This window comes from Pseudomonas sp. LBUM1674 (genome assembly GCF_059695635.1).
Genome location: NZ_CP166779.1, coordinates 5,934,952 through 5,953,758, shown reverse-complemented (window position 1 = coordinate 5,953,758; position 18,807 = coordinate 5,934,952). Strand labels below are relative to the sequence as shown.

The following is an 18,807-nucleotide window of genomic DNA, read 5'->3' as shown; positions in this document are numbered from 1 at the left end:
TGATCAGGACAAGCGTCTCTCTCTACCATCGCCTTGAAGACTTTCCTGATTGTCGGCGCCTGTGGCCCTGGCAATCGCTGGGTTCCAGAGGTGCTGCATGAGTGTCGAAACAACGGTCGCCCTGGCCAAACCGGTGATTAACGTTCGCCTGTTCACTATTCGAATCATTACCGCCGTGTCGCTGTTCGCGGTGCTGGGCAAGGCCAACGTCTGGCTCGATACCGCCACCAACAGCATCCTCGCCCTCGGGTATCGGGCCTTGTTGTTGCTCCTGCCGCTGACTTTACTGGTGCTGGGCCGCCGTTCCCTGAGCGTCACGCTGTTGTGCGCAGCCCTCGGTCTGGTGCTGCTCGCGGTCACCAGCAACCAGGGCATGGTGATGTTTGCCGCCGCGCTGTTTGCTTATGGCATTGCGATTGCCGGTTACCTGATCAAGAGCGAAGCGGCCCAGACCAAGGAAGGCGCGGCCTACAACCGGGTCGCCATGAACATGGGCAGCCTGGTGGCGGGGTTGATCCTGCTTTCGCCGCTGCTGACCCCAACAATGTTTTTCCTCGGCGCCGCCAGTTTCGTCCTGCTGTGCCTGCCCATCGCCATGGGCGCCACCTTCACCACGCAACCGGTGGTTGCCCGCCCGGCCACCCGGGACGGCAGCGGCTGGCGCAACAAACTGCCGTGGGTGATCGCCGGCATCATCATGGGGATCAAGCTGTTTGGCGTGTTCTCGATTCTGCCCCAGGCGATCCTGCTCAAGACCGGTGAGCTACCTGCCTGGTATGGCTTGATGCTGATCCTCAACAGCGCCGTGGTGGTATTCGCCCAAGTGCCAGTGATGAAGCTGATCGAACGCACCGGGCGCTTCAAGGTGGTCGCGGTGATCGGAATCATCATTGGCGGCTTCGCAGTGCTCTCGTCTCCGGCCGCTTTCCATGTCGAAACCCTGGTCGGCGCGCTGATCTGGGTGGCGCTGCTGTCTGTCGCCGAATGCGCGTTCAGCTACCTCGATTACTTCTCGGTCAAGCAGAACAACATGTTCGTCAAGGAAGTGTCCCTTGGCGTCGGTGCCGGGCTGACGGTGATGATCATGCGGGTCGCGCCGCCGCCCTATAACGCCCTGGTGCTGGCTGCCATCGGCGCGGGCGGGATTCTGGCCTGGTACTGGCTCAACCGTAAATCCAACGCGTCGCTACACGACTGAGTCATCGCGTTTTTTGTTTTTTACTTCACAGGTCGGGTGTTTCATGAATACGACGTCATGCGTAGTAGTGGTCGGGTACAACGGCAATCGGGTTCACGATATCCAGAAGCTGCGCGACCTCTGCAGAAAACTCTACAACGCCCGACTCATTCTGCTGGTCGAGAAGATTCAAGCCGATGACGACCAGGTGGCGGATCACGTCTGCAGCACTTCACTGGCGCCGGAAGACGTTGCGAGCTCCCTCGAACTGGTGGCGGATTGCCTGAATGCCGATCGCTGGAAGCTGATCGGCGTGCTGCCCTTTTCCGACCGTGGCGTGCTGCTCGGCGCTGCGCTGGCCAACCATTTCGGCCTGCCCGGCATCACCCCGGGCGAGGCGCGGGCGGGCCTGGATAAACAGATTTTTCGCAAGCTGGAAGCGGCCGCCGACACTGCGCCGGACGATTACCGTCCGGTGTTTTCCGCGCGCATCGAGAGCCTGGCCGAGTTGCGTCAGCGGGTTGTCGAGCTCGGTGGCAGAGCCTTCATAAAACCTGCCTGCGAAGGCGCGAGCAGAGGCTGCCGGGTTATCCATCATCCGTCCGAATGCGACGAGGCGTGGCTGGCGCTCAAGCCGTACCGCGAAGGTGGCATCGTCCTTGAAGAGTTGATCCAGAACGCCCGGGAATACAGCTGGGACTACGTTGCCGGCAGCACCTGGGTCACCGAAAAAACCACCACCGAAGGCGCCTATCGCGCGGAAATCCAGCAAGTGGTGCCCGCGCCGCTGGCGGCAGACGTGCAGGCTCGACTGGCGGCTGCCGGCCGACACATGTCCGGATTGGTGTCGCTGGATAACGGCGCTTATCACAACGAGATTTTCCTGCGCCGCGACGGCTTCACCTCGGCGGTGGAAACCAACATGCGCCCCGGTGGCATGCACATCTGGGACCTCGCCCGTCTGGCGTTCGTCGATTTTGATCCGTGGGAGCGCTGGGTCAGATGGGCGGTGGAGGGCAAAACCGTCCATCACGACCCCGTCGCCCGGGGTTATTGCGGGATTCGCCTGCTGCGGGCACCGACCGGCGGTCTTTTGCGCTACGTGCCGGACATCGGGTCCCTGGCCCGGGAACTGAACATCGAACTGGTGGAAGCGGTGTACGCCAAGCGCCTCAGTGATTCGGTCACCGCGCTGGTGACAGACAACACCTCGTTCATCGGCCACATCGTTTTATTCAGCGAGGACTACGGGCAGCTCAGCGACAACCTGCTGCGCCTGGCAGAGGCGATCGAGTCACGCGTCGAGGTCACCTGCCTGGCAGCGCCGGTGAGAGCCGTGGGCTGAGCCGCCGGACGCCACGTTATTTGCATTATTGATTAAGAGGATTGGGTAAATGATTGAGCAAAAGAGCTGTGATGAGCGGTTCATCGACCTGGCGAAAGAACTGGGCTATGACATCTACGGCGAAAATACAGCGGGCGGCCATTACGCCCCGCTGGTTCGGCATCACGATGAACTGTATATCAGTGGCCTGGTGCCGCGCATGAACGGCAAAATTCAGTATCCCGGCCGAGTCGGGCTGGAACTCAGCCTTACGGATGCTCAATCGGCAGCCAGTATCAGCGCGATGCGCGGGTTGGCGCTGATCGTGGATGCCATCGGCTCGCTGGATAAAATAAAATCGCTGATACGGGTCACGGTCTATGTGAAATCCACAGCGGACTTTGTTGATCTGAGCGAAGTGGCCAACGGTGCATCGGATGTATTCAGTCATGTGCTGGGAGATGCCGGTAAACATACTCGAACGACCATTGGCGTTTATCAGCTGCCGAAAAATGCCGCCATTGAAGTGGATATGATCGCGGCGTTGCGGCCTTCGGTGTTATAAGTGTTAATTGTCCGGCTTTACAGTGCCTGATTGTTCACCTAAGGTTCGGCTCTATAAGTCAGCAGAATAAGTTGGAATTCCCGGATGAATAATGTTCAAGGTGCGTTTTTTTCATATAAGGATTTTCGCCAGAGTTTGCACCACCAATCGGTAAGTGCACGAGTGTGGAAGGGGGCTGAACTTGCGCAGATGCGTCAGACCCTCGAAGCCAGTGGCGTCGATATCGTGGCCTTGGCCCACGACAAGAGCATCGAAGGTTGTGAGGTAACGCCCGGCATGGGGATCGCCATGCAGTGGCTGATACCGGGTGCTGTGCTGAACGGACACGCTCATTCGTGGTGGCACCTGTTCATCATTCAGTCCGGCAGCGGTGCGTTGACGTTGGGCGATGCCGATGAAGTGAGCGTCAGCACAGGCGACGTGTTACTGGTGCCGGCCTGGACCACGCACGGTTTCGTCAACACCAGCGCCCTAGAGCCGCTGGCCATGCTGAACATGAGCAACATGCCGCAAATGGCGCTGCTCGCCAATTTTGCCGACAGCCACGGCCTGATCACCCTCCAGCCGTAATTTCCCCTTCGTTGCACACCAGGGAGTCCGCGTTCGCTGACTCCCTTTTTCATTTCTGCCGACCGCTCCCGAATCCGCCTGACGATTGGCGTTTTCGCACTTTCTGTATCGATGGAAACAGATATTTTCTGTATCTGTTCAGCGGTTAATCAACTTACTACGATCGCTCCCCATGCAAAGGATTAATGTGGTTAATGCAAGGGAGCGTTCTATGGAAAGTACGAAGCTGAAACTGTATGTCGGTGCAGATTTCGTCAGTGCGTTTGCGATGTCGGCTTTTGTGGCGCTGAAGGAAAAGCAACTTTCATTTGAAATGGTTACGCTGGATTTAAAAGCGCGAGAGAACTATCAGGCCAGTTATCGTGATGTGTCGCTGACTTGCAAAATCCCCACGCTAGTTCACGAAGGTTTTGCATTGTCGGAATCTTCGGCCATCGCCGAATACCTGGAGGAAATAGCGCCAGGGCATAAAAAACTATTCCCGTTGGATATCAAGCAGCGCGCCCGCGCCCGTCAACTGCAGACCTGGTTGCGCAGTGATTTGTTGGTGATTCGCAAAGAGCGCCCGGCGGACCTCATTTACTTCGGCAAGAAAGATAGCCCGCTGTCGGACGAGGCCCTGACGGCCGTCGGCAGATTGTTCTTTGTCGCCGAACAGTTGCTGGAGGAGGGCACTGATCATCTGTTCGGTGACTGGAGCATTGCCGACACCGACCTGGCAATCATGCTCAACCGACTGCTCGCCAATGGTGACCAGGTTCCCGCCCGACTCGCCGCTTACGTCCGCCGCCAGTGGGATCGTGACAGCGTTCGGGCGTGGATGGACATAGAGCGCGCAGCGCCGGCCTTCCAGTAACAACCGCCAGGCAATCACCAGGAGCGCTGCCATGCAGGGAATGTCGGAGCAGGAAAGATACAAACCCTATAACTCACGCACCATTCGCGATACGACGTACTGGCAGAAACTGACGCCAGCGTTGCAGGAAGCCATGACGGTCGTGGCCCGGGTCATGCCGTTTCGCACCAATGAATACGTCCTGGGTACGCTGATCGACTGGGACAACATTCCGGACGATCCGATTTTTCGCATGACCTTTCCCCACAGGGACATGTTGTTGCCGGATGAGTACGAGTCGCTCAAACAGCTGATCGAGCGGGATGACGCCGTCGCCATCAAACATCGGATAGAGGCAATCTGGCTACGCATGAACCCCCATCCGGCCGGGCAACTGACGCACAACGGCGTCACCCTCGACGGAAAAGTCCTTCCGGGCATTCAGCACAAATACCGCGAAACAGTGCTGTTTTTCCCCGGTGCCGGTCAGACCTGTCACGCCTATTGCACCTTCTGTTTCCGCTGGGCGCAGTTCATCGGCGAGGAAGAGCTCAAGTTCAATGCGCGTGAATCCCAGGAACTGGTGAGTTACCTGCGGGTACACACCGAGGTCACCGATGTGCTGATCACCGGCGGCGATCCGATGATCATGAACACCCGCTCGCTAGCCGGTTACATCGAGCCGTTGCTGGAATTGCCCGACCTTAAAAGCATCCGCATCGGCACCAAGTCCGTGGCTTATTGGCCGCAACGCTTTGTCAGCGACAAGGATGCGCCCGAGCTGCTCGAGCTGTTCAAACGGATCGTCGCGTCGGGAAAAAACCTGTCGATCATGGGGCATTACAACCACCCGGTGGAGATCCGCCAGGACATCGCCCGCCAGGCCATCGAACGCATTCGCTCCACCGGGGCCACCCTGCGCATGCAGGCGCCAGTGATTCGGCACATCAACGAAAATCCCGCCGACTGGGCGGCGCTGTGGACCGAAGGCGTGCGGCTTGGCGCGGTGCCGTATTACATGTTCGTCGAGCGTGATACCGGGCCCAGCCATTACTTCGCAATGCCGCTGGCCCGGGCGTTCGAGATTTTCCAGGCGGCCTATCGCACGGTGTCCGGGCTGGCACGCACGGTGCGCGGGCCGTCCATGAGCACCTTCTACGGCAAGGTGTTGATCAACGGCATCGAGACCGTGGCCGGGGAAAAGGTCTTCGTACTGCAGTTCCTCCAGGCCCGCAATCCGCAATGGGTATTGCGCACCTTCTATGCGCGATTCGATCCGCAGGCGACCTGGTTCGACGAATTGAGGCCGGCGTTTGGCGAGCGCCTGTTCTTCTTTCAGCCCGAGCCTGTGGCAGTGCCCGAATTGATACCGGTCCTGCTCGAGACAGCGTAGGACGATTCTTCAGGAGATATGGATATGAGCGGTATCCCGTTTGATCAGCGAGAAGGGTTTATCTGGCTCGACGGCGAGTTCGTCGAGTGGTCCCAGGCGCGGCTGCATGTACTGACCCACGGTCTGCATTACGCCAGCACCGTTTATGAAGGGGAACGCGTCTACAACGGCAAGATCTTCAAACTGCGTGAACACAGCGAGCGCCTGTATCGCTCGGCCCGATTGATGGATTTTGCCATTCCCTATGAGCTGGCCGAACTGGAAGCGGCCAGTGTCGAACTGCTGCAACGCAACAGCGTGGTCGAGGGCTATCTGCGCCCGGTGGCGTGGCGCGGCAGCGAAATGATTGCCACCTCGGCGCGCTTCAATCGCGTGCATGTGGCGATTGCCTGCTGGCAGTGGCCGAGCTATTTCGACCCGGCCGGGCACATGGCCGGCATTCGCTTGAAGACCGCCGAGTGGCGTCGTCCGCCTCCGAGTTGCAGCCCCTTCGAAGCCAAGGCGTCCGGGCATTACCAGATCGCCACACTGAGCAAGCACGACGCGGAAAACCACGGCTATCACGATGCCCTGATGCTCGACTGGCGGGGCCACGTCGCCGAAGCCACCAGCGCCAATGTGTTCTTCGTCAAAGACCGGATATTGCACACCCCGCTGCCGGACTGCTTCCTCAACGGCATCACCCGCCAGACCGTCATCGAACTGGCCAAGACCCTGGATTACCAGGTGCTCGAACGCACCATTCTTCCTACGGAGCTTGGCGACTTCGACGAGTGTTTTCTCACCGGCACTGCCGCCGAAATCACCCCGGTGCAGAGCATCGATCAGCAGCGCTATCGACCGGGCCACGCCTGCCGCGAATTCATTGCCGCTTACACCTCAACCGTCAACGCCTGATAAACAGCCAGGAACTTCACCATGTCAGATCAAGGGATTGTTGCGTCTACACCCTACGTTTCACTGGGCCACCGTCATGCGGAGTTGTCGGCGCGCGGCTGGACGGTGCTGACGCCGGGCGAATTCGCCTACGATGTGCTCGGCACGCTGCATGAGTTCGGCCCGGTCATTCCGCAATTCAATGGCCAGACCGCCTTCGCCATCACCCGCAAGCCGGGGTACGAAGACTTGCCGTATTCCCAGAGCATGAACGGCATCGGCCCGCACACCGAAGCGCCGGTCTATGGACCGCCGCCGCGCTACCTGGCATTGCACTGTCATCGACAGGCCACGTGCGGTGGCGGGCATACGGGGCTGGTGGACGGTTATGAATTCCTGGCGTTCCTCGGGCGCACCGAACCCGAGCTGCGTGAATGGATCGACGACACTGCGGTGGAGTTTGTTGCCACCGCCAAACCCGGTGAAGCGGCGCAACACCGGGTCAAGGAATACATCCTGACGCCTACAGAGGAAGGGGATATTTTCCGCTTCAGCTACAACCAGTTTCACTACGGCGATGTGAATCCTTCCAAGGAAAATCTACTCCATTCACAGGTCGCAAACAGCAACTCGCCGCTGGCCAGGTTTGCGGTGCTGGGCGAAGCGTATTTCGTGCAGCACAACACCCCGGTGCTGATTCCCGACGGGTGCATGCTGATTTGGGACAACTGGCGAATGGTCCACGCCCGCAGTCGATACACTGACCCGGCGCGCCACCTGACCCGCTATTGGCTGGCCTGATTCATCCGTCGCCCATTATTCCTTTGGCGTACCCCTTGGTGGGTACGCGTCCTACAGGTATCGCGTCATGCAAACAGCAATCGAGATCGCCAAGGTCGATCACCAACTGGTCGTGCGGCTCAATCAGGCCTGGACCAAAAGAGCCACGGTGTGTGCACCGGACAAGGCCGAGCCCCGCGAAGCGTTCGATCCGACACGCCCGGATTATCCGGAGTCCATGGTGCCGTTTTTCCATCACCCGAAATTCCAGGCCCTGAGCGACGAGCTCAAGAGCACGGTGGTGACCTGGGGCTGGATCGGCTACAACCTGCGCACGGTGACCGCCGAAGAACATGTGGTGAATCCGGCGCTGAGCGTCATCGCCAATCAGTACCTGGGCAAGAATGACTGGCATTTTCGCGAGGCGATGCAGCAGACCCTGATCGACGAGCACTACCACACGCTCATGCACCTGCGGGCCATTGAGCGAACCCGGGAGGAACGCGCACTCGATCAGGATCTGGAGTTGCCGCCGTCGGTGACCTACCTGCGCCTGCTTGCCCTGCATGAAGAGCTGTCCGAGCAATGGCAGCGGGATCTGGCGGCCATCACATTTGCGGTGGTGGCCGAGATCAGCGTCAACGCCTACCTGGATCTGCTGGCCGATGATCAGAGCATTCAGCCGCAAAACCGTCGGGTGGCCGAACTGCATAATCGCGACGAGTATGCCCACAGCAAGATTCTCGCCGAAGTGGCGAAGGTCATGTACGCCAACATGCAGCCGACTCAGCGGACGTTTTTCGCACAGACCTTGTCGGTAGCGCTGAGTGCCTTTGTCGCTCAGGACTACTCGATGTGGGAGGCAATTCTGACGCAGCTCGGGGTCGAGGACGCCGCGCTGATCATTGCCGACACCCGGGAGAGCAACAAGAACGCCACGATCATGCGTGACTACAGCGGCCTGCATCGGCTGGCCCAGGATCTGGGCATCAGCGACGAGATCGATTTCGACTTTCGTCCGACCCTCAACGCCACGGTAGCGGCTTGAATCAGGAGGTGAATATGTCCGTTCCTGTGTACGAAGTGTTCGCCATCCGTGTCGGCGCCAATGCCCAGCGCACCGCCCGGGAGAATTTTCTCTACGATGCCTGCTGCGGCGATCCCGATGCATCCATGCCATTGGATTACTACTTCTGGGTCATTCGTAACGAGCAGCAGGTGATCGTGGTCGACACTTGTTTTCAACCGGCCACGGCGGATCGGCGCAACCGTCAGATGTACCGCCTGCCGGAAGAATCCCTGCGCCAGCTGGACATTGATCCGGCGCAAGTGGACAACCTGATTCTCACCCATTTGCACTGGGACCACGCCGGTAACCTCGGGCTGTTTCCGAAGGCGACGGTACATTTGCAGGAGGCGGAGTTACGCTTCTGTACCGGGCCGAAAATGGCCCATCGCACGGTGAATAAAACCTACGAGGTCGATGATGTGATGTCGGCGCTGCCGCCGCTGTTCGAAGGGCGGATGCGCTTGCATAACGGCACGGTCGAGGTGCTTCCAGGTGTGACATTGCACCCGGTGGGGGGGCATACGCCGGGTAGCCAGGTGGTTCGGGTGAATACGGCAAGGGGGTGGATTGTCCTGGCTTCGGATGCTGCGCATCTGTGGGCCAATATTCGCCAGCGCAGTCCGTTTCCGATTCTGGATGATCTGGCACAGACGCTGGAAGCGTTCATCGAAACCGATCGTCTGGCCGACAGCGAAGACCACGTCATTCCCGGCCACGATCCTCTGATCGCTGAACGTTTCCCGCACTGGAATGACGATCCGCACATCATCTGCCTGCACCAAAACCCGGCTTGACGACTTCCCCCGGTGGGGGGTCGGTCGCACACCGATTTTTGTTCACTGACAATCCCCTGTGGGAGCGTGGCTTGCCCGCGATGACCTCAGCACATCCAGCACTAATGTGTCTGATACTCCGCCATCGCGGGCAAGCCACGCTCCCACAGGAATTGCTTAGCCCTGGTTTTTCAGTAGTTGACCGAGGGTCACCAGTGCTTCGTCGATCTTTGGTGAATAGGGCGCGCCGCAACCAATGCGCACAAAGTGATCGAAGCGTTTGGTATTGGAAAAGATATCCCCAGGTGAAATCTGGATCCCGGCCTTCAACGCTTCATGAAAAAACGCCATGGACGAATAATGGCGAGGCAGTTCCACCCACAACAGCGTACCGCCCTGAGGGCTGGTGACGCAGGTACCTGGGGGAAAGTAGCGGCTGATCGCCGTGCTCATCTGCTGACGTTGCAGCGTGAGGATTTTCCTTAACCGGCGCAGGTAACGTTCGTAGGATGGGGTCCTCATGAAAGCACTGACCGCCAGTTGCGACAGCGCTTCGCAACCACGGGACTGGATGTGCTTGAGCATTTCCACGCGCTCGTGCCATTTCCCCGCACTGATCCAGCCCAGGCGCATGCCCGGTGCCAGGGTTTTGTTCAGCGACGCGCAATAGATCACGTTGTCGGTACGGTCCCAGTGTTTGAGCGTGGACAACGGCTGTTCGGTATCCACCAGGTCGCCATAGGTGTCGTCTTCGATCAGCACCGTATTGTGCTGCGCACACAGCTGCACCAACCGCGACTTATTGGCGTCGGGCATGATGCTGCCCAACGGATTTTGCAGGTTGGGGATGACGATCAGCGCCTGAATTCGCTCGGCACCTTGCAACAGTTGTTCGAGGGCCAGCAGATTGATCCCCGCATGCGCCGTCGCCGGGACTTCCAGCACCCGCAGGTTCAAGCTTTCGAGAATTTGCAGCAGGCCGTAAAAGGTCGGCGATTCCACGGCCACGGTGTCGCCGGGTTGGGTCACCGCGCGCAAGGCCAGGTTGATCGCTTCGGTCGCACCGTTGGTGATGACAATCCGCTCCGCGGGCAGGTTGGCCTTGGCGGTCAGCGCCCGACGGGCAAGGATGTTACGCAATGCGCTGTGACCGCAGGTCGACCCTGCCGCGCCGAGCAAATGCTGATCCTGGCGCAGCGCCTTGATCATATGGTCCTGCAACGTCTTTAGCGGATAGAGTTCCGGCGCGCAATAGGCACTGGCGAAATTGACCTTGATCGTCGCCCTCTGACTGGCCTTGAGTACCAGCGACACCTGTTCGTGAATGCCGACATAAACACCGGTGTCGGGGGGCGGGGGAGGGAGGATGGCGCCTGGTTTGGGCAAGGTATCAGGCTGACGGATGTAGTTGCCGGATCGCGGGCGGGCTTCCAGCACTCCACAGTCCTCGAGCTCCCGGCACACCTGCACGGCGGTCGACAGGCTGACGGCGTGTTTTTCCATCATCAGCCGAATGGAGGGAAATCGTTCCCCGGTTTTCAAGGTGCCGCTGCGAATCGCATCGAGATAGTGGTTGGCTAACTGACGGTACAAGGGGGGCGTGTGCATGATGACCTCAGCAATCGCACCACTGAAGTCTTGGGCTGGAAAGTGAGTTGACGCTCCCCGCAGACGGACCCGTGGTGCTCAAGGGTTAAGGGAAGTGTTCTTTCTGGTGTCGATACTGAGAGAGTAATCGTGGTTTTGCGGGAGTCGCGGGCAATAAAAAGCCCCGCTCTAGGGCGGGGCTCTTGGGTCAGTGGCGGCTGAAGCGTCGCTGGCGGGAGTTGTTACTGTGCGGTGATGCTGTAGCCATCGAACGCGGTCTGCTGCTGCAGCGCGGTGATGATGTTTTTACGGCTGACCGCTTGTTCGGTCCCGGCATTATCCAGGAAGGTCTCGCTTTCCAGCTCCGCTTCATCGCCTTCGCCGACGAAGGTCAGGCCCAGGAACTCCAGGGCTTTACGGTCTACGTTCAGACGCGAACGCGGAGTGCGCAGCGGCAACGTGACGCTCACACCATCCTTGCTGATGGTGAATACTTCGGCTTCTTTCTTGGCGCGGGCCGCTTTGCTCTTGCTACTGGTAGGGTTACTGATGGCCTGGTGAGTCTGGTTCAGCACCTTCAGCGCCAGACCGTAGACGATTTCCTGAAAAGCCGGATCGTCCTTGAAGCTGGAGAGAATCCGGCTGATCGGGAATTTGCTGCCGAGGTCTTCCAGGGCCGCGATATCGGCCGCTTCGGCATCCTTGAGTTGCTTGAGTTCACCCATCAGTTCGTAGGCGGTGTCGTCGTCGAAGCGGTCGTGAGCCTGGCGAATCGCGGCACGCAGCTCGCGGATCTGGTCGCTTTCCCGGGTGGACTGGAAAGCATCCAGAACCATCTCGCTGATGGTCTTGGCCTGGGGCACATGCTGTGAAAGATTGATGGAGTTTTCGTATTCCGCTTTGGACGACAAGGTGACTACGGATTCAGCGGTGTTGGAATCGGACATTGAAATTTCACTACTTCTTTTAGCTTGGGTTGGGGCGAGAAAGCACGGGGCCTTTTCAGGCCGCCTAATCTATTGGACCTGTGCTGCGTTGTCACGGGTGTCGGACAAAACACCTGACAGCGCCCCTCTGTAGGATCCGACAAGCCAGCTCCTACGGGGGGGCGGTCTTCAGGGAGCGGAAAATCTGGTAAAACCTGATCGAACGTCCGCAGAACAATCCGCTGGCAACCCCTGACGCACACGCCTTGAGCAGCATGACTGGCAGCGTCTTCGATTGTTGCGGGTGAACCTCGGTCTCGTAGCCAAAGTAATAGTTAACCGCAAAGAACAGCAGATAGAGCGCCAGGGTTTTGATCGTACCCGGCAGGATCAACCCCGTTCCCGTGTCATCCAACGCGACACCCTTGCGTGAAAAAATCACCAGCGCGGTGGCGCTGCCCACCATTACGGCGACCAACCAGAAGCCTACCGTTAATGATGGATGGAGCGACAGGTTCAGCGAATACAGGGACCAGCCGAGCAAAATCGGCGGAGTGACCAATAACGAGGTTTTACTTTCGCGGGTTGGGGAGAGGGTTTTGATGCCGAAGTAGCAGAGCAGCAAAAAGATTGCATAAACCCACAACGGGGTGTTTTGCAGGGTGATTAGCATTGCCGCGTCCGTGCTGAAGAGCATGCGGGGGACAATACTCGCTTTTTCGGTGCGAACGGCACAAAAAGTAAGCCTTCATGATGCTGTTTTCAGGGTTGGTAATTATTGCGGTTTTCAGGGGCGTGACACTGTCAAAATTGGCAGTTCGACGAGCTATCTGTTTGATTATGAGGTCCGCGTGAATACAAATCACCGGCGATGCAGGCGACAATCCCTCACGCTTGTCCCGGTGTGTTCAGGTTCATTGAGCGCACCGCCATCGCGGACGCGGTTTGTTCATCCACCGCCAGCGAAAAACGAAAGCTCGCGCCGCGTGCGGGTATATCGATCAGCTGGATTTCGCGACCGTGCAATTGCAGGATCCGATGGACGATGCGCAGCCCGAGCCCGCCATCGCGTCGCGCCCCACCAATGTTGAACGGGCGCAGGAACAGGACATCGCGCAGTTCAGGCGCGATACCGGGGCCGGTATCGCTGATGGTGACTTCGACAAAAGGCCCCAGGGGACGCAGGCTGAGTTCGATTTCTCCACCTTGCGGAGTATGGCGCAGCGCATTGTCGAACAGGTTGGTGAGCACTCTTTCGATCAATCCCAGGTCGGCGCAGGCGGCCGAAACGTTGGCGGCGAAGCTGGCTTTCAGTTCGACCTGGCGCGCCTCGGCCGTCAGTTCGAATTTCTGAAAGATGTCCTGCACCAGATCGGTCAGGGAGAAGCGCTCCAGCACCGGTTGCACGAAACCGTGCTCCAGGCGCACCAGCTCCAGCAGCGATTGCGCCAGGCCACCGACCTTGCGGCTTTGATCCAGGGCGATGCCCAGGTAGCGGCGACGGTCGGCGGGGGACAAGGTGGCATCCTTGAGCGACAGGGTTTCCAGGTAACCGTGCAGCGAGGCCAAAGGGGTGCGCAGATCGTGGGAAATGTTAGCCACCAGTTCTCGGCGTTCCTGATCCTGGCGAGTCAGCGAGCGCCATTGTTCACTGAGGCGTGCTTGCATCTGCCGGAAGGCGGCGTCGAGGACCGCGATTTCATCGTGACTGGCGACTTTTTCTATCGGCGCCGGGGCTGGTGGCGGCACCGGTACGCCGTCGATATCGAATTCACTGACGTTTTCGGTTAAGCGGCGCAACGGCCGGGTAATCAGGGCAAAGGCCGTGAGGCCGGCAATCAGGCACAACAAGGCGACCAGCCCGATAGACAACAGGGCGGTATTGAGCGCTGCGCTGGTGGCGCCGCGTTCGGCGAGGCGGTCGCGCTCTTCGCTGAGCAACACGACATACAGGTAGCCTGCCGGTTTGCCGTTGACCTGCAACGGCGCGGCGCTGAACACCTTGCGGCCATCGGCGCTGCGCGGGTCGTCGCCAAGAATCGGCAGGGCATCACCGTTGAGCAGACGCTGGATCGGCGCCAGGTCAACCCGCTGGCGGCGTATCCGCCCCTCGGGGGCCGCGCTGCCGACAATCGCGCCTTCGGTGTCCAGCAGATAGACCTCGACGCTGGGGTTGACTTGCATCAGCTTGCTGAACAGCTCGCGCACGGCATCGGGCATCAGGCCATTGGCATCCATCAGTACCGTGTCGTGGGCAATATGCTGCGCCAGATTGCGTGACAGCCCTTGCACCACTTCCAGTTCATGCATCTGGCTGGAGCGCACCTGCATCCACGCCGAAGTCCCGCAGCACACCAGCAACAGCACGGCGAAGACCAGGGACAGGCGTTGCGTCAGGGGCAGCCTCATGAGCGCTATGACTCCTTCGCCGCGAACTTATAGCCACGACCCCATACCGTGAGGATTCGCGTCGGTTGTGCGGGATCGGCCTCGATTTTCGCCCGCAGGCGGTTGATGTGCGTGTTGACCGTGTGCTCGTAGCCTTCGTGGCTGTAACCCCACACGGCATTGAGCAGATCCATGCGCGAGAACACTTTGCCGGGCTGGCGGGCGAAAAAATACAACAGGTCGAACTCCCGGGGCGTGAGGTCGAGGCGGCGGCCGTCAATGGACACCTCGCGGGTGATCGGGTCGATGGCGAGGCCGTCCATGATCAGGCTGCCGGCGTCCATCTTCAGGTTGCGGGCCATGGCGTCGACCCGTCGCAGCAGCGCTTTGACCCGGGCCACCAGCTCCAGTATGGAAAAGGGTTTGGCCAGATAGTCGTCGGCACCGAGTTCGAGCCCGAGAATACGGTGGACCTCGCTTGCGCGCGCGCTGGTGATGATGATCGGTGTGTAACGGGCCATGGCGCGGGCGCGGCGGCAGATTTCCAGGCCGTCGACACCGGGCAGCATCAGGTCGAGGATCAGTGCATCCCAGCTTCCTTGCTGCAGCAGGCGCATGCCTTCGTCGCCGTCGGCGCAGTGCACCACCTCGAACTGCTCATCGCGCAGATGCAGGCAGATAAGGTCGGCGATAGGCAGGTCGTCCTCGACCACGAGGACGCGTTTGGTTGGTTCCATCAAGCTCAATCCTTCGGCGCGATGAGCGCATTGTGCGGGTTTTCCTCGGCTGGAGTTATCACGAATTGTTTAACTCTCCGTGAGGGTTTGGCGATCAAACCAAGCCTACGCTGTGTTCCATGTAAGGCACCTGGCTTTATTGGAGAAGATCATGTTTTCACGGCGGCAGTTTCTTGGAACGTGCGGCGGGCTGGGGGCGGCAGCCCTGGTGATCGGTGTATTGCCAAAATTTGCCGCAAGCTTCGCAGTCATCAGTGATGCCAGCGCGGCGCAGGTATTCGAGGTGGTCCACAGCGACAGCGAATGGCGCGCCATGCTTAGCGCCGAGCAGTACGAAATCCTGCGCGAAGAAGGCACCGAACGGGCCTACAGCAGCCCGCTGAACAACGAGCACCGTGACGGCGTTTTTGCTTGCGCCGGCTGCGATCTCCCGCTGTTCTCCTCCACGACCAAGTTCGATAGCCGCACCGGCTGGCCCAGCTTCTGGGCGCCGCTGGACAAAGCTGTTGGCACTCGTCAGGACCGGTCCTTCGGCGTGCTGCGCGAAGAGGTTCACTGTCGACGCTGTGGTGGTCACCTGGGCCATGTCTTCGATGACGGACCAAAACCCACCGGCCTGCGTTACTGCATGAACGGTCTGGCGCTGACCTTCAAGCCACAGGTGGCCTGATCCTCTCTCAACCGCCTGCGCAGCCTGCCCTCGGGAAGGCCTTCCATTCACCCAGGAGTCAGCCTCATGAAAATCTTCTTCACTTGGCGTCGCGCCCTGTTGGGGCTGGCCGCCGCTGGCGTTATCGGTCAATGTGCGGCGTTCTCTTTCGGCGCCGCTGAAGAGGCGGTTATCATTCCTCCTCCGGCCCTCGACGAAACCACCCAGGCACATAGTGAAACCGCGGTCTTCGCCGGAGGTTGCTTCTGGGGCGTCCAGGGTGTGTTCCAGCATGTCAAAGGCGTGAAGCAGGCCGTCTCCGGCTACGCTGGCGGTACAGCCGATACGGCTCGATATGAGCGGGTCAGCGAGGGTGATACCGGCCATGCGGAGTCCGTCGAAGTGACCTTCGATCCGACTCAGGTCAGCTATGGCACCTTGCTGCAGATTTACTTCTCGGTGGCCCATAACCCGACCGAACTCAATCGTCAGGGGCCTGACACCGGAACCCAGTACCGATCGGCGATTTTCCCGCAAAGCAGCGAACAGCAGCGGGTGGCTCAGGCCTACATCGCCCAGCTCGACGCCGCCCGTTCGTTCAACAAGCCCATTGTGACCAAGCTGGAAAGCTTCAACGGTTTCTACCCGGCGGAGGAGGAGCATCAGGACTTTCTGACCGAGCACCCGACCTATCCCTACATCGTGATCAACGACCTGCCGAAGGTGGCGCAGTTGAAGCGGCTGTATCCGGATCGGTATCAGGAAAAACCGGTGTTGGTGAAGGCGCAAATGTGAGCCGAAAGAGGCATGGTACTCAGGGTTAAAGGCCTTTCGGACCGGCTAGCGCTTGCCCCACCTCTGCAAGGCGAAGTCGACAAAACTGCGCAATTTCGGCAAACGGTAGCGATCCTGGGCATACATCAGGCTCATCGGCCGGCTCGGTGGCAAGTAGTCCGGCATCACGGCCATCAGCTTTCCATCCTTGAGGTCTTGTTCGACCAACGCATCGGGCAACAGCACGATACCCATGCCGGTTCGTGCCGCTTGATGCAAGCCTGCGGAGCTGTTGATCAGCATGGGTCCACTGACCGCCACAGCGACTTCGCCTTCGGGCCCGATGAGCCGCCACACCTTTTCCACCGAGTGCCAGTCATCTCCGGCCGGGTAGGCGAAGGACAGGCAGTCGTGGTGTTGCAGGTCTTCAGGCCTTTGCGGGTTGCCTCGTCGCACCAGGTATTGCGGTGAGGCGCACATGGTCAGGGGGTAGTCGACCAGAGGACGGGAGATCAGGTTGGTCTGTTCCATGTTGCCCAAGCGAAATGCCACGTCGAAACCATTCTCGAGCAGGTCCGGACGCCGGTTAGTGAGGACCACGTCCAGTTTGACCCGCGGACACAGCAAGGTGAATTCGCTCAGGGCCGGCGCCAGTTTCTCGCTGCCGAATGTCAGCGGCGCGGTAATGCGCAGGGTACCGCTCGGCTCGTCGAGAGCCTGCTCGGCCAGACGCTCGGAGTCGGCCACCAACCCCAGTACTTCGAGGCAGCGCTGATAGTACGCCGTGCCGAACTCCGTCAGACGCTGGCGCCGTGTCGTACGGTTGAGCAAGCGCACACCCAGGCGTTGCTCCAGTGCCCGCAGATGATTGCCGACCATGGTCGTGGACATTTCACACTGCGCAGCGGCGCCAGTCATGCTGCCGGCCTCTACCACCTTTACGTAGACGGTCATTGCCTGGAATAAATCCATTATCAAGCCCAGCTTTAAGATGATTGAAGTTTGGCAGTGTTTATCCAATTCAGGTGGCTAACCATACTGGAAAAACACCGACTATTGATGGAGCCTGATGTCATGACCGCCGCCTGCCTGATGAGCACTTACCAACCCCTGGCATTGAGTTTCAGCAGAGGCCTGGGCACGCGCCTGTGGGATCAGGCCGGTCGTGAATATCTCGACGCGGTGGCGGGCGTGGCGGTGACCAATGTCGGTCACTCCCACCCCAAAATCGTCTGCGCCATCAGCGAACAGGCCGGCCTGTTGTTGCACACCTCCAACCTTTACAGCATCGACTGGCAACAGCGCCTGGCGCAGCAACTGACGCAGTTGGCGGGCATGGAGCGGGCGTTCTTCAACAACTCCGGTGCCGAAGCCAACGAGACTGCATTGAAACTGGCGCGGCTATACGGCTGGCACAAAGGTATCGAGCAACCGCTGGTGGTGGTCATGGAGAACGCTTTCCACGGCCGTACGCTTGGCACCTTGTCCGCCAGCGACGGCCCGGCCGTGCGCCTGGGTTTCAATGAGCTGCCGGGAGATTTCATCAAAGTGCCATTCGGCGATCTCAAGGCGCTGGACAAGGTGCAGCAAGCCCATGGCTCGCGCATCGTGGCGATCCTGATGGAACCGATCCAGGGCGAAAGCGGTGTGCAACTGGCCCCGCCCGGTTACCTCAAAGCCGTACGCGAACTGTGCAACCGGCGCGCCTGGCTGCTGATGCTCGACGAGATCCAGACCGGCATCGGCCGCACCGGCCAATGGTTTGCGTTCCAGCACGAAGGCATCGTCCCGGACGTCATGACCCTGGCCAAAGGTCTCGGTAATGGCATCCCCATCGGCGCCTGCCTGGCCCGGGGCAAAGCCGCCGACCTGTTTACCCCCGGCAGCCACGGCAGCACGTTCGGCGGCAATCCACTGGCGTGCCGCGTGGGTTGCACGGTGCTGGAGATCATTGAGGAGCAGGGCCTGTTGGCAAACGCCAAGCTGCAGGGTGAACGCTTGCTGAGCAGATTACGCATCGAATTGGCGGACGAGTCGAACGTCCTGGCGATCCGTGGCCAAGGCTTGATGATCGGCATCGAACTCAAGCAACCGATCCGCGACCTGACGCTGATCGCCGCCCGGGATCACGGTTTGTTGATCAATGTGACACGGGGCAAAACCATCCGCCTGCTGCCGCCGCTGACCATTGATGAGCGAGAAGTGGAGATGATTGTCAGAGGGGTTTGTCGGGCGCTCAGCGCGACCTGATATACCCCGGGACACACAATCCCCTGTAGGATCGGTGTCTTCTTCAGTGTCGTCAGCTTTCCTGCCGCATCGTCTTCTCCGCATTCCGATAGGCGCGCAGTATGGATCCGTTTTCCAAAAGACGTTTCCGTGAA

The 18,807-nt window shown here is 59.6% G+C and carries 19 protein-coding genes; 13 read left to right on the top strand and 6 right to left on the bottom strand.

The features are described from left to right. The first annotated feature begins 97 nt into the window (after window positions 1-97). The 10 genes from ACA067_RS27375 to ACA067_RS27330 all read left to right on the top strand — a co-directional run bounded on the left by ACA067_RS27375 (window position 98) and on the right by ACA067_RS27330 (window position 9,383). The gene (locus tag ACA067_RS27375) at window positions 98-1,198 is read left to right on the top strand and encodes an MFS transporter (protein WP_497459343.1); all 1,101 of its coding nucleotides are present in this window, start codon (window positions 98-100) and stop codon (window positions 1,196-1,198) included. 43 nt (window positions 1,199-1,241) lie between these two features. Further along, on the top strand, window positions 1,242-2,522 hold the full coding sequence (locus ACA067_RS27370; protein WP_497459342.1) for an ATP-grasp domain-containing protein: 1,281 nt from the start codon (window positions 1,242-1,244) through the stop codon (window positions 2,520-2,522). A 49-nt stretch (window positions 2,523-2,571) separates the two neighbouring features. Next, window positions 2,572-3,066: a RidA family protein gene (locus ACA067_RS27365; RefSeq protein ID WP_497459341.1), complete on the top strand. Its 495-nt coding sequence runs from the start codon at window positions 2,572-2,574 to the stop codon at window positions 3,064-3,066. A gap of 84 nt (window positions 3,067-3,150) precedes the next feature. Beyond that, on the top strand, window positions 3,151-3,636 hold the full coding sequence (locus ACA067_RS27360; protein WP_497459340.1) for a cupin domain-containing protein: 486 nt from the start codon (window positions 3,151-3,153) through the stop codon (window positions 3,634-3,636). Window positions 3,637-3,847: 211 nt separating this feature from the next. Continuing rightward, on the top strand, window positions 3,848-4,492 hold the full coding sequence (gene yfcF, locus ACA067_RS27355; RefSeq protein WP_497462855.1) for a glutathione transferase: 645 nt from the start codon (window positions 3,848-3,850) through the stop codon (window positions 4,490-4,492). A gap of 31 nt (window positions 4,493-4,523) precedes the next feature. Next, window positions 4,524-5,864, top strand: coding sequence for a KamA family radical SAM protein (locus ACA067_RS27350; protein ID WP_497459339.1), 1,341 nt, complete (start codon window positions 4,524-4,526; stop codon window positions 5,862-5,864). Window positions 5,865-5,888: 24 nt separating this feature from the next. After that, a complete protein-coding gene (locus ACA067_RS27345) occupies window positions 5,889-6,761 on the top strand; it encodes a branched-chain amino acid aminotransferase (protein WP_497459338.1) in 873 nt (290 codons plus the stop codon). 21 nt (window positions 6,762-6,782) lie between these two features. Beyond that, entirely contained in the window at window positions 6,783-7,541 is a 759-nt protein-coding gene (locus ACA067_RS27340; RefSeq protein ID WP_497459337.1) for a TauD/TfdA family dioxygenase, read from the top strand. A gap of 67 nt (window positions 7,542-7,608) precedes the next feature. Beyond that, window positions 7,609-8,568, top strand: a complete 960-nt coding sequence (locus tag ACA067_RS27335; protein WP_497459336.1) for a diiron oxygenase — start codon at window positions 7,609-7,611, stop codon at window positions 8,566-8,568. 14 nt (window positions 8,569-8,582) lie between these two features. Further along, a complete protein-coding gene (locus ACA067_RS27330; protein ID WP_497459335.1) occupies window positions 8,583-9,383 on the top strand; it encodes an N-acyl homoserine lactonase family protein in 801 nt (266 codons plus the stop codon). A 156-nt stretch (window positions 9,384-9,539) separates the two neighbouring features. On the opposite strand, the gene ACA067_RS27325 is transcribed toward ACA067_RS27330, so the two are convergent. From ACA067_RS27325 to ACA067_RS27305, 5 genes are all read right to left on the bottom strand, one after another. After that, window positions 9,540-10,970, bottom strand: coding sequence for an aminotransferase-like domain-containing protein (locus ACA067_RS27325; RefSeq protein WP_497459334.1), 1,431 nt, complete (start codon window positions 10,968-10,970; stop codon window positions 9,540-9,542). Window positions 10,971-11,191: 221 nt separating this feature from the next. After that, the gene (locus tag ACA067_RS27320; RefSeq protein ID WP_497459333.1) at window positions 11,192-11,896 is read right to left on the bottom strand and encodes a hypothetical protein; all 705 of its coding nucleotides are present in this window, start codon (window positions 11,894-11,896) and stop codon (window positions 11,192-11,194) included. Window positions 11,897-12,047: 151 nt separating this feature from the next. Beyond that, window positions 12,048-12,548, bottom strand: a complete 501-nt coding sequence (locus tag ACA067_RS27315; RefSeq protein WP_497459332.1) for a hypothetical protein — start codon at window positions 12,546-12,548, stop codon at window positions 12,048-12,050. 215 nt (window positions 12,549-12,763) lie between these two features. After that, window positions 12,764-14,284: a sensor histidine kinase gene (locus ACA067_RS27310; protein ID WP_497459331.1), complete on the bottom strand. Its 1,521-nt coding sequence runs from the start codon at window positions 14,282-14,284 to the stop codon at window positions 12,764-12,766. Between the two features lie 5 nt (window positions 14,285-14,289). Further along, a complete protein-coding gene (locus ACA067_RS27305; RefSeq protein ID WP_497459330.1) occupies window positions 14,290-15,000 on the bottom strand; it encodes a response regulator transcription factor in 711 nt (236 codons plus the stop codon). A 151-nt stretch (window positions 15,001-15,151) separates the two neighbouring features. Here ACA067_RS27305 and msrB point away from each other — a divergent pair, with 151 nt between their 5' ends. Next, entirely contained in the window at window positions 15,152-15,670 is a 519-nt protein-coding gene (msrB, locus tag ACA067_RS27300; RefSeq protein WP_497459329.1) for a peptide-methionine (R)-S-oxide reductase MsrB, read from the top strand. Between the two features lie 66 nt (window positions 15,671-15,736). Continuing rightward, window positions 15,737-16,444 (top strand): peptide-methionine (S)-S-oxide reductase MsrA, encoded by a 708-nt coding sequence (gene msrA, locus ACA067_RS27295; protein ID WP_497459328.1) that lies wholly within the window; start codon window positions 15,737-15,739, stop codon window positions 16,442-16,444. 45 nt (window positions 16,445-16,489) lie between these two features. Here msrA and ACA067_RS27290 read toward each other — a convergent pair whose 3' ends face one another. Continuing rightward, complete coding sequence (locus ACA067_RS27290; RefSeq protein WP_497459327.1) at window positions 16,490-17,395, bottom strand: LysR family transcriptional regulator; 906 nt, start codon at window positions 17,393-17,395, stop codon at window positions 16,490-16,492. Between the two features lie 102 nt (window positions 17,396-17,497). On the opposite strand from ACA067_RS27290, the gene ACA067_RS27285 reads away from it, so the two are divergent. After that, a complete protein-coding gene (locus ACA067_RS27285; RefSeq protein WP_497459326.1) occupies window positions 17,498-18,673 on the top strand; it encodes an aspartate aminotransferase family protein in 1,176 nt (391 codons plus the stop codon). The last annotated feature ends 134 nt before the right edge of the window (window positions 18,674-18,807 follow it).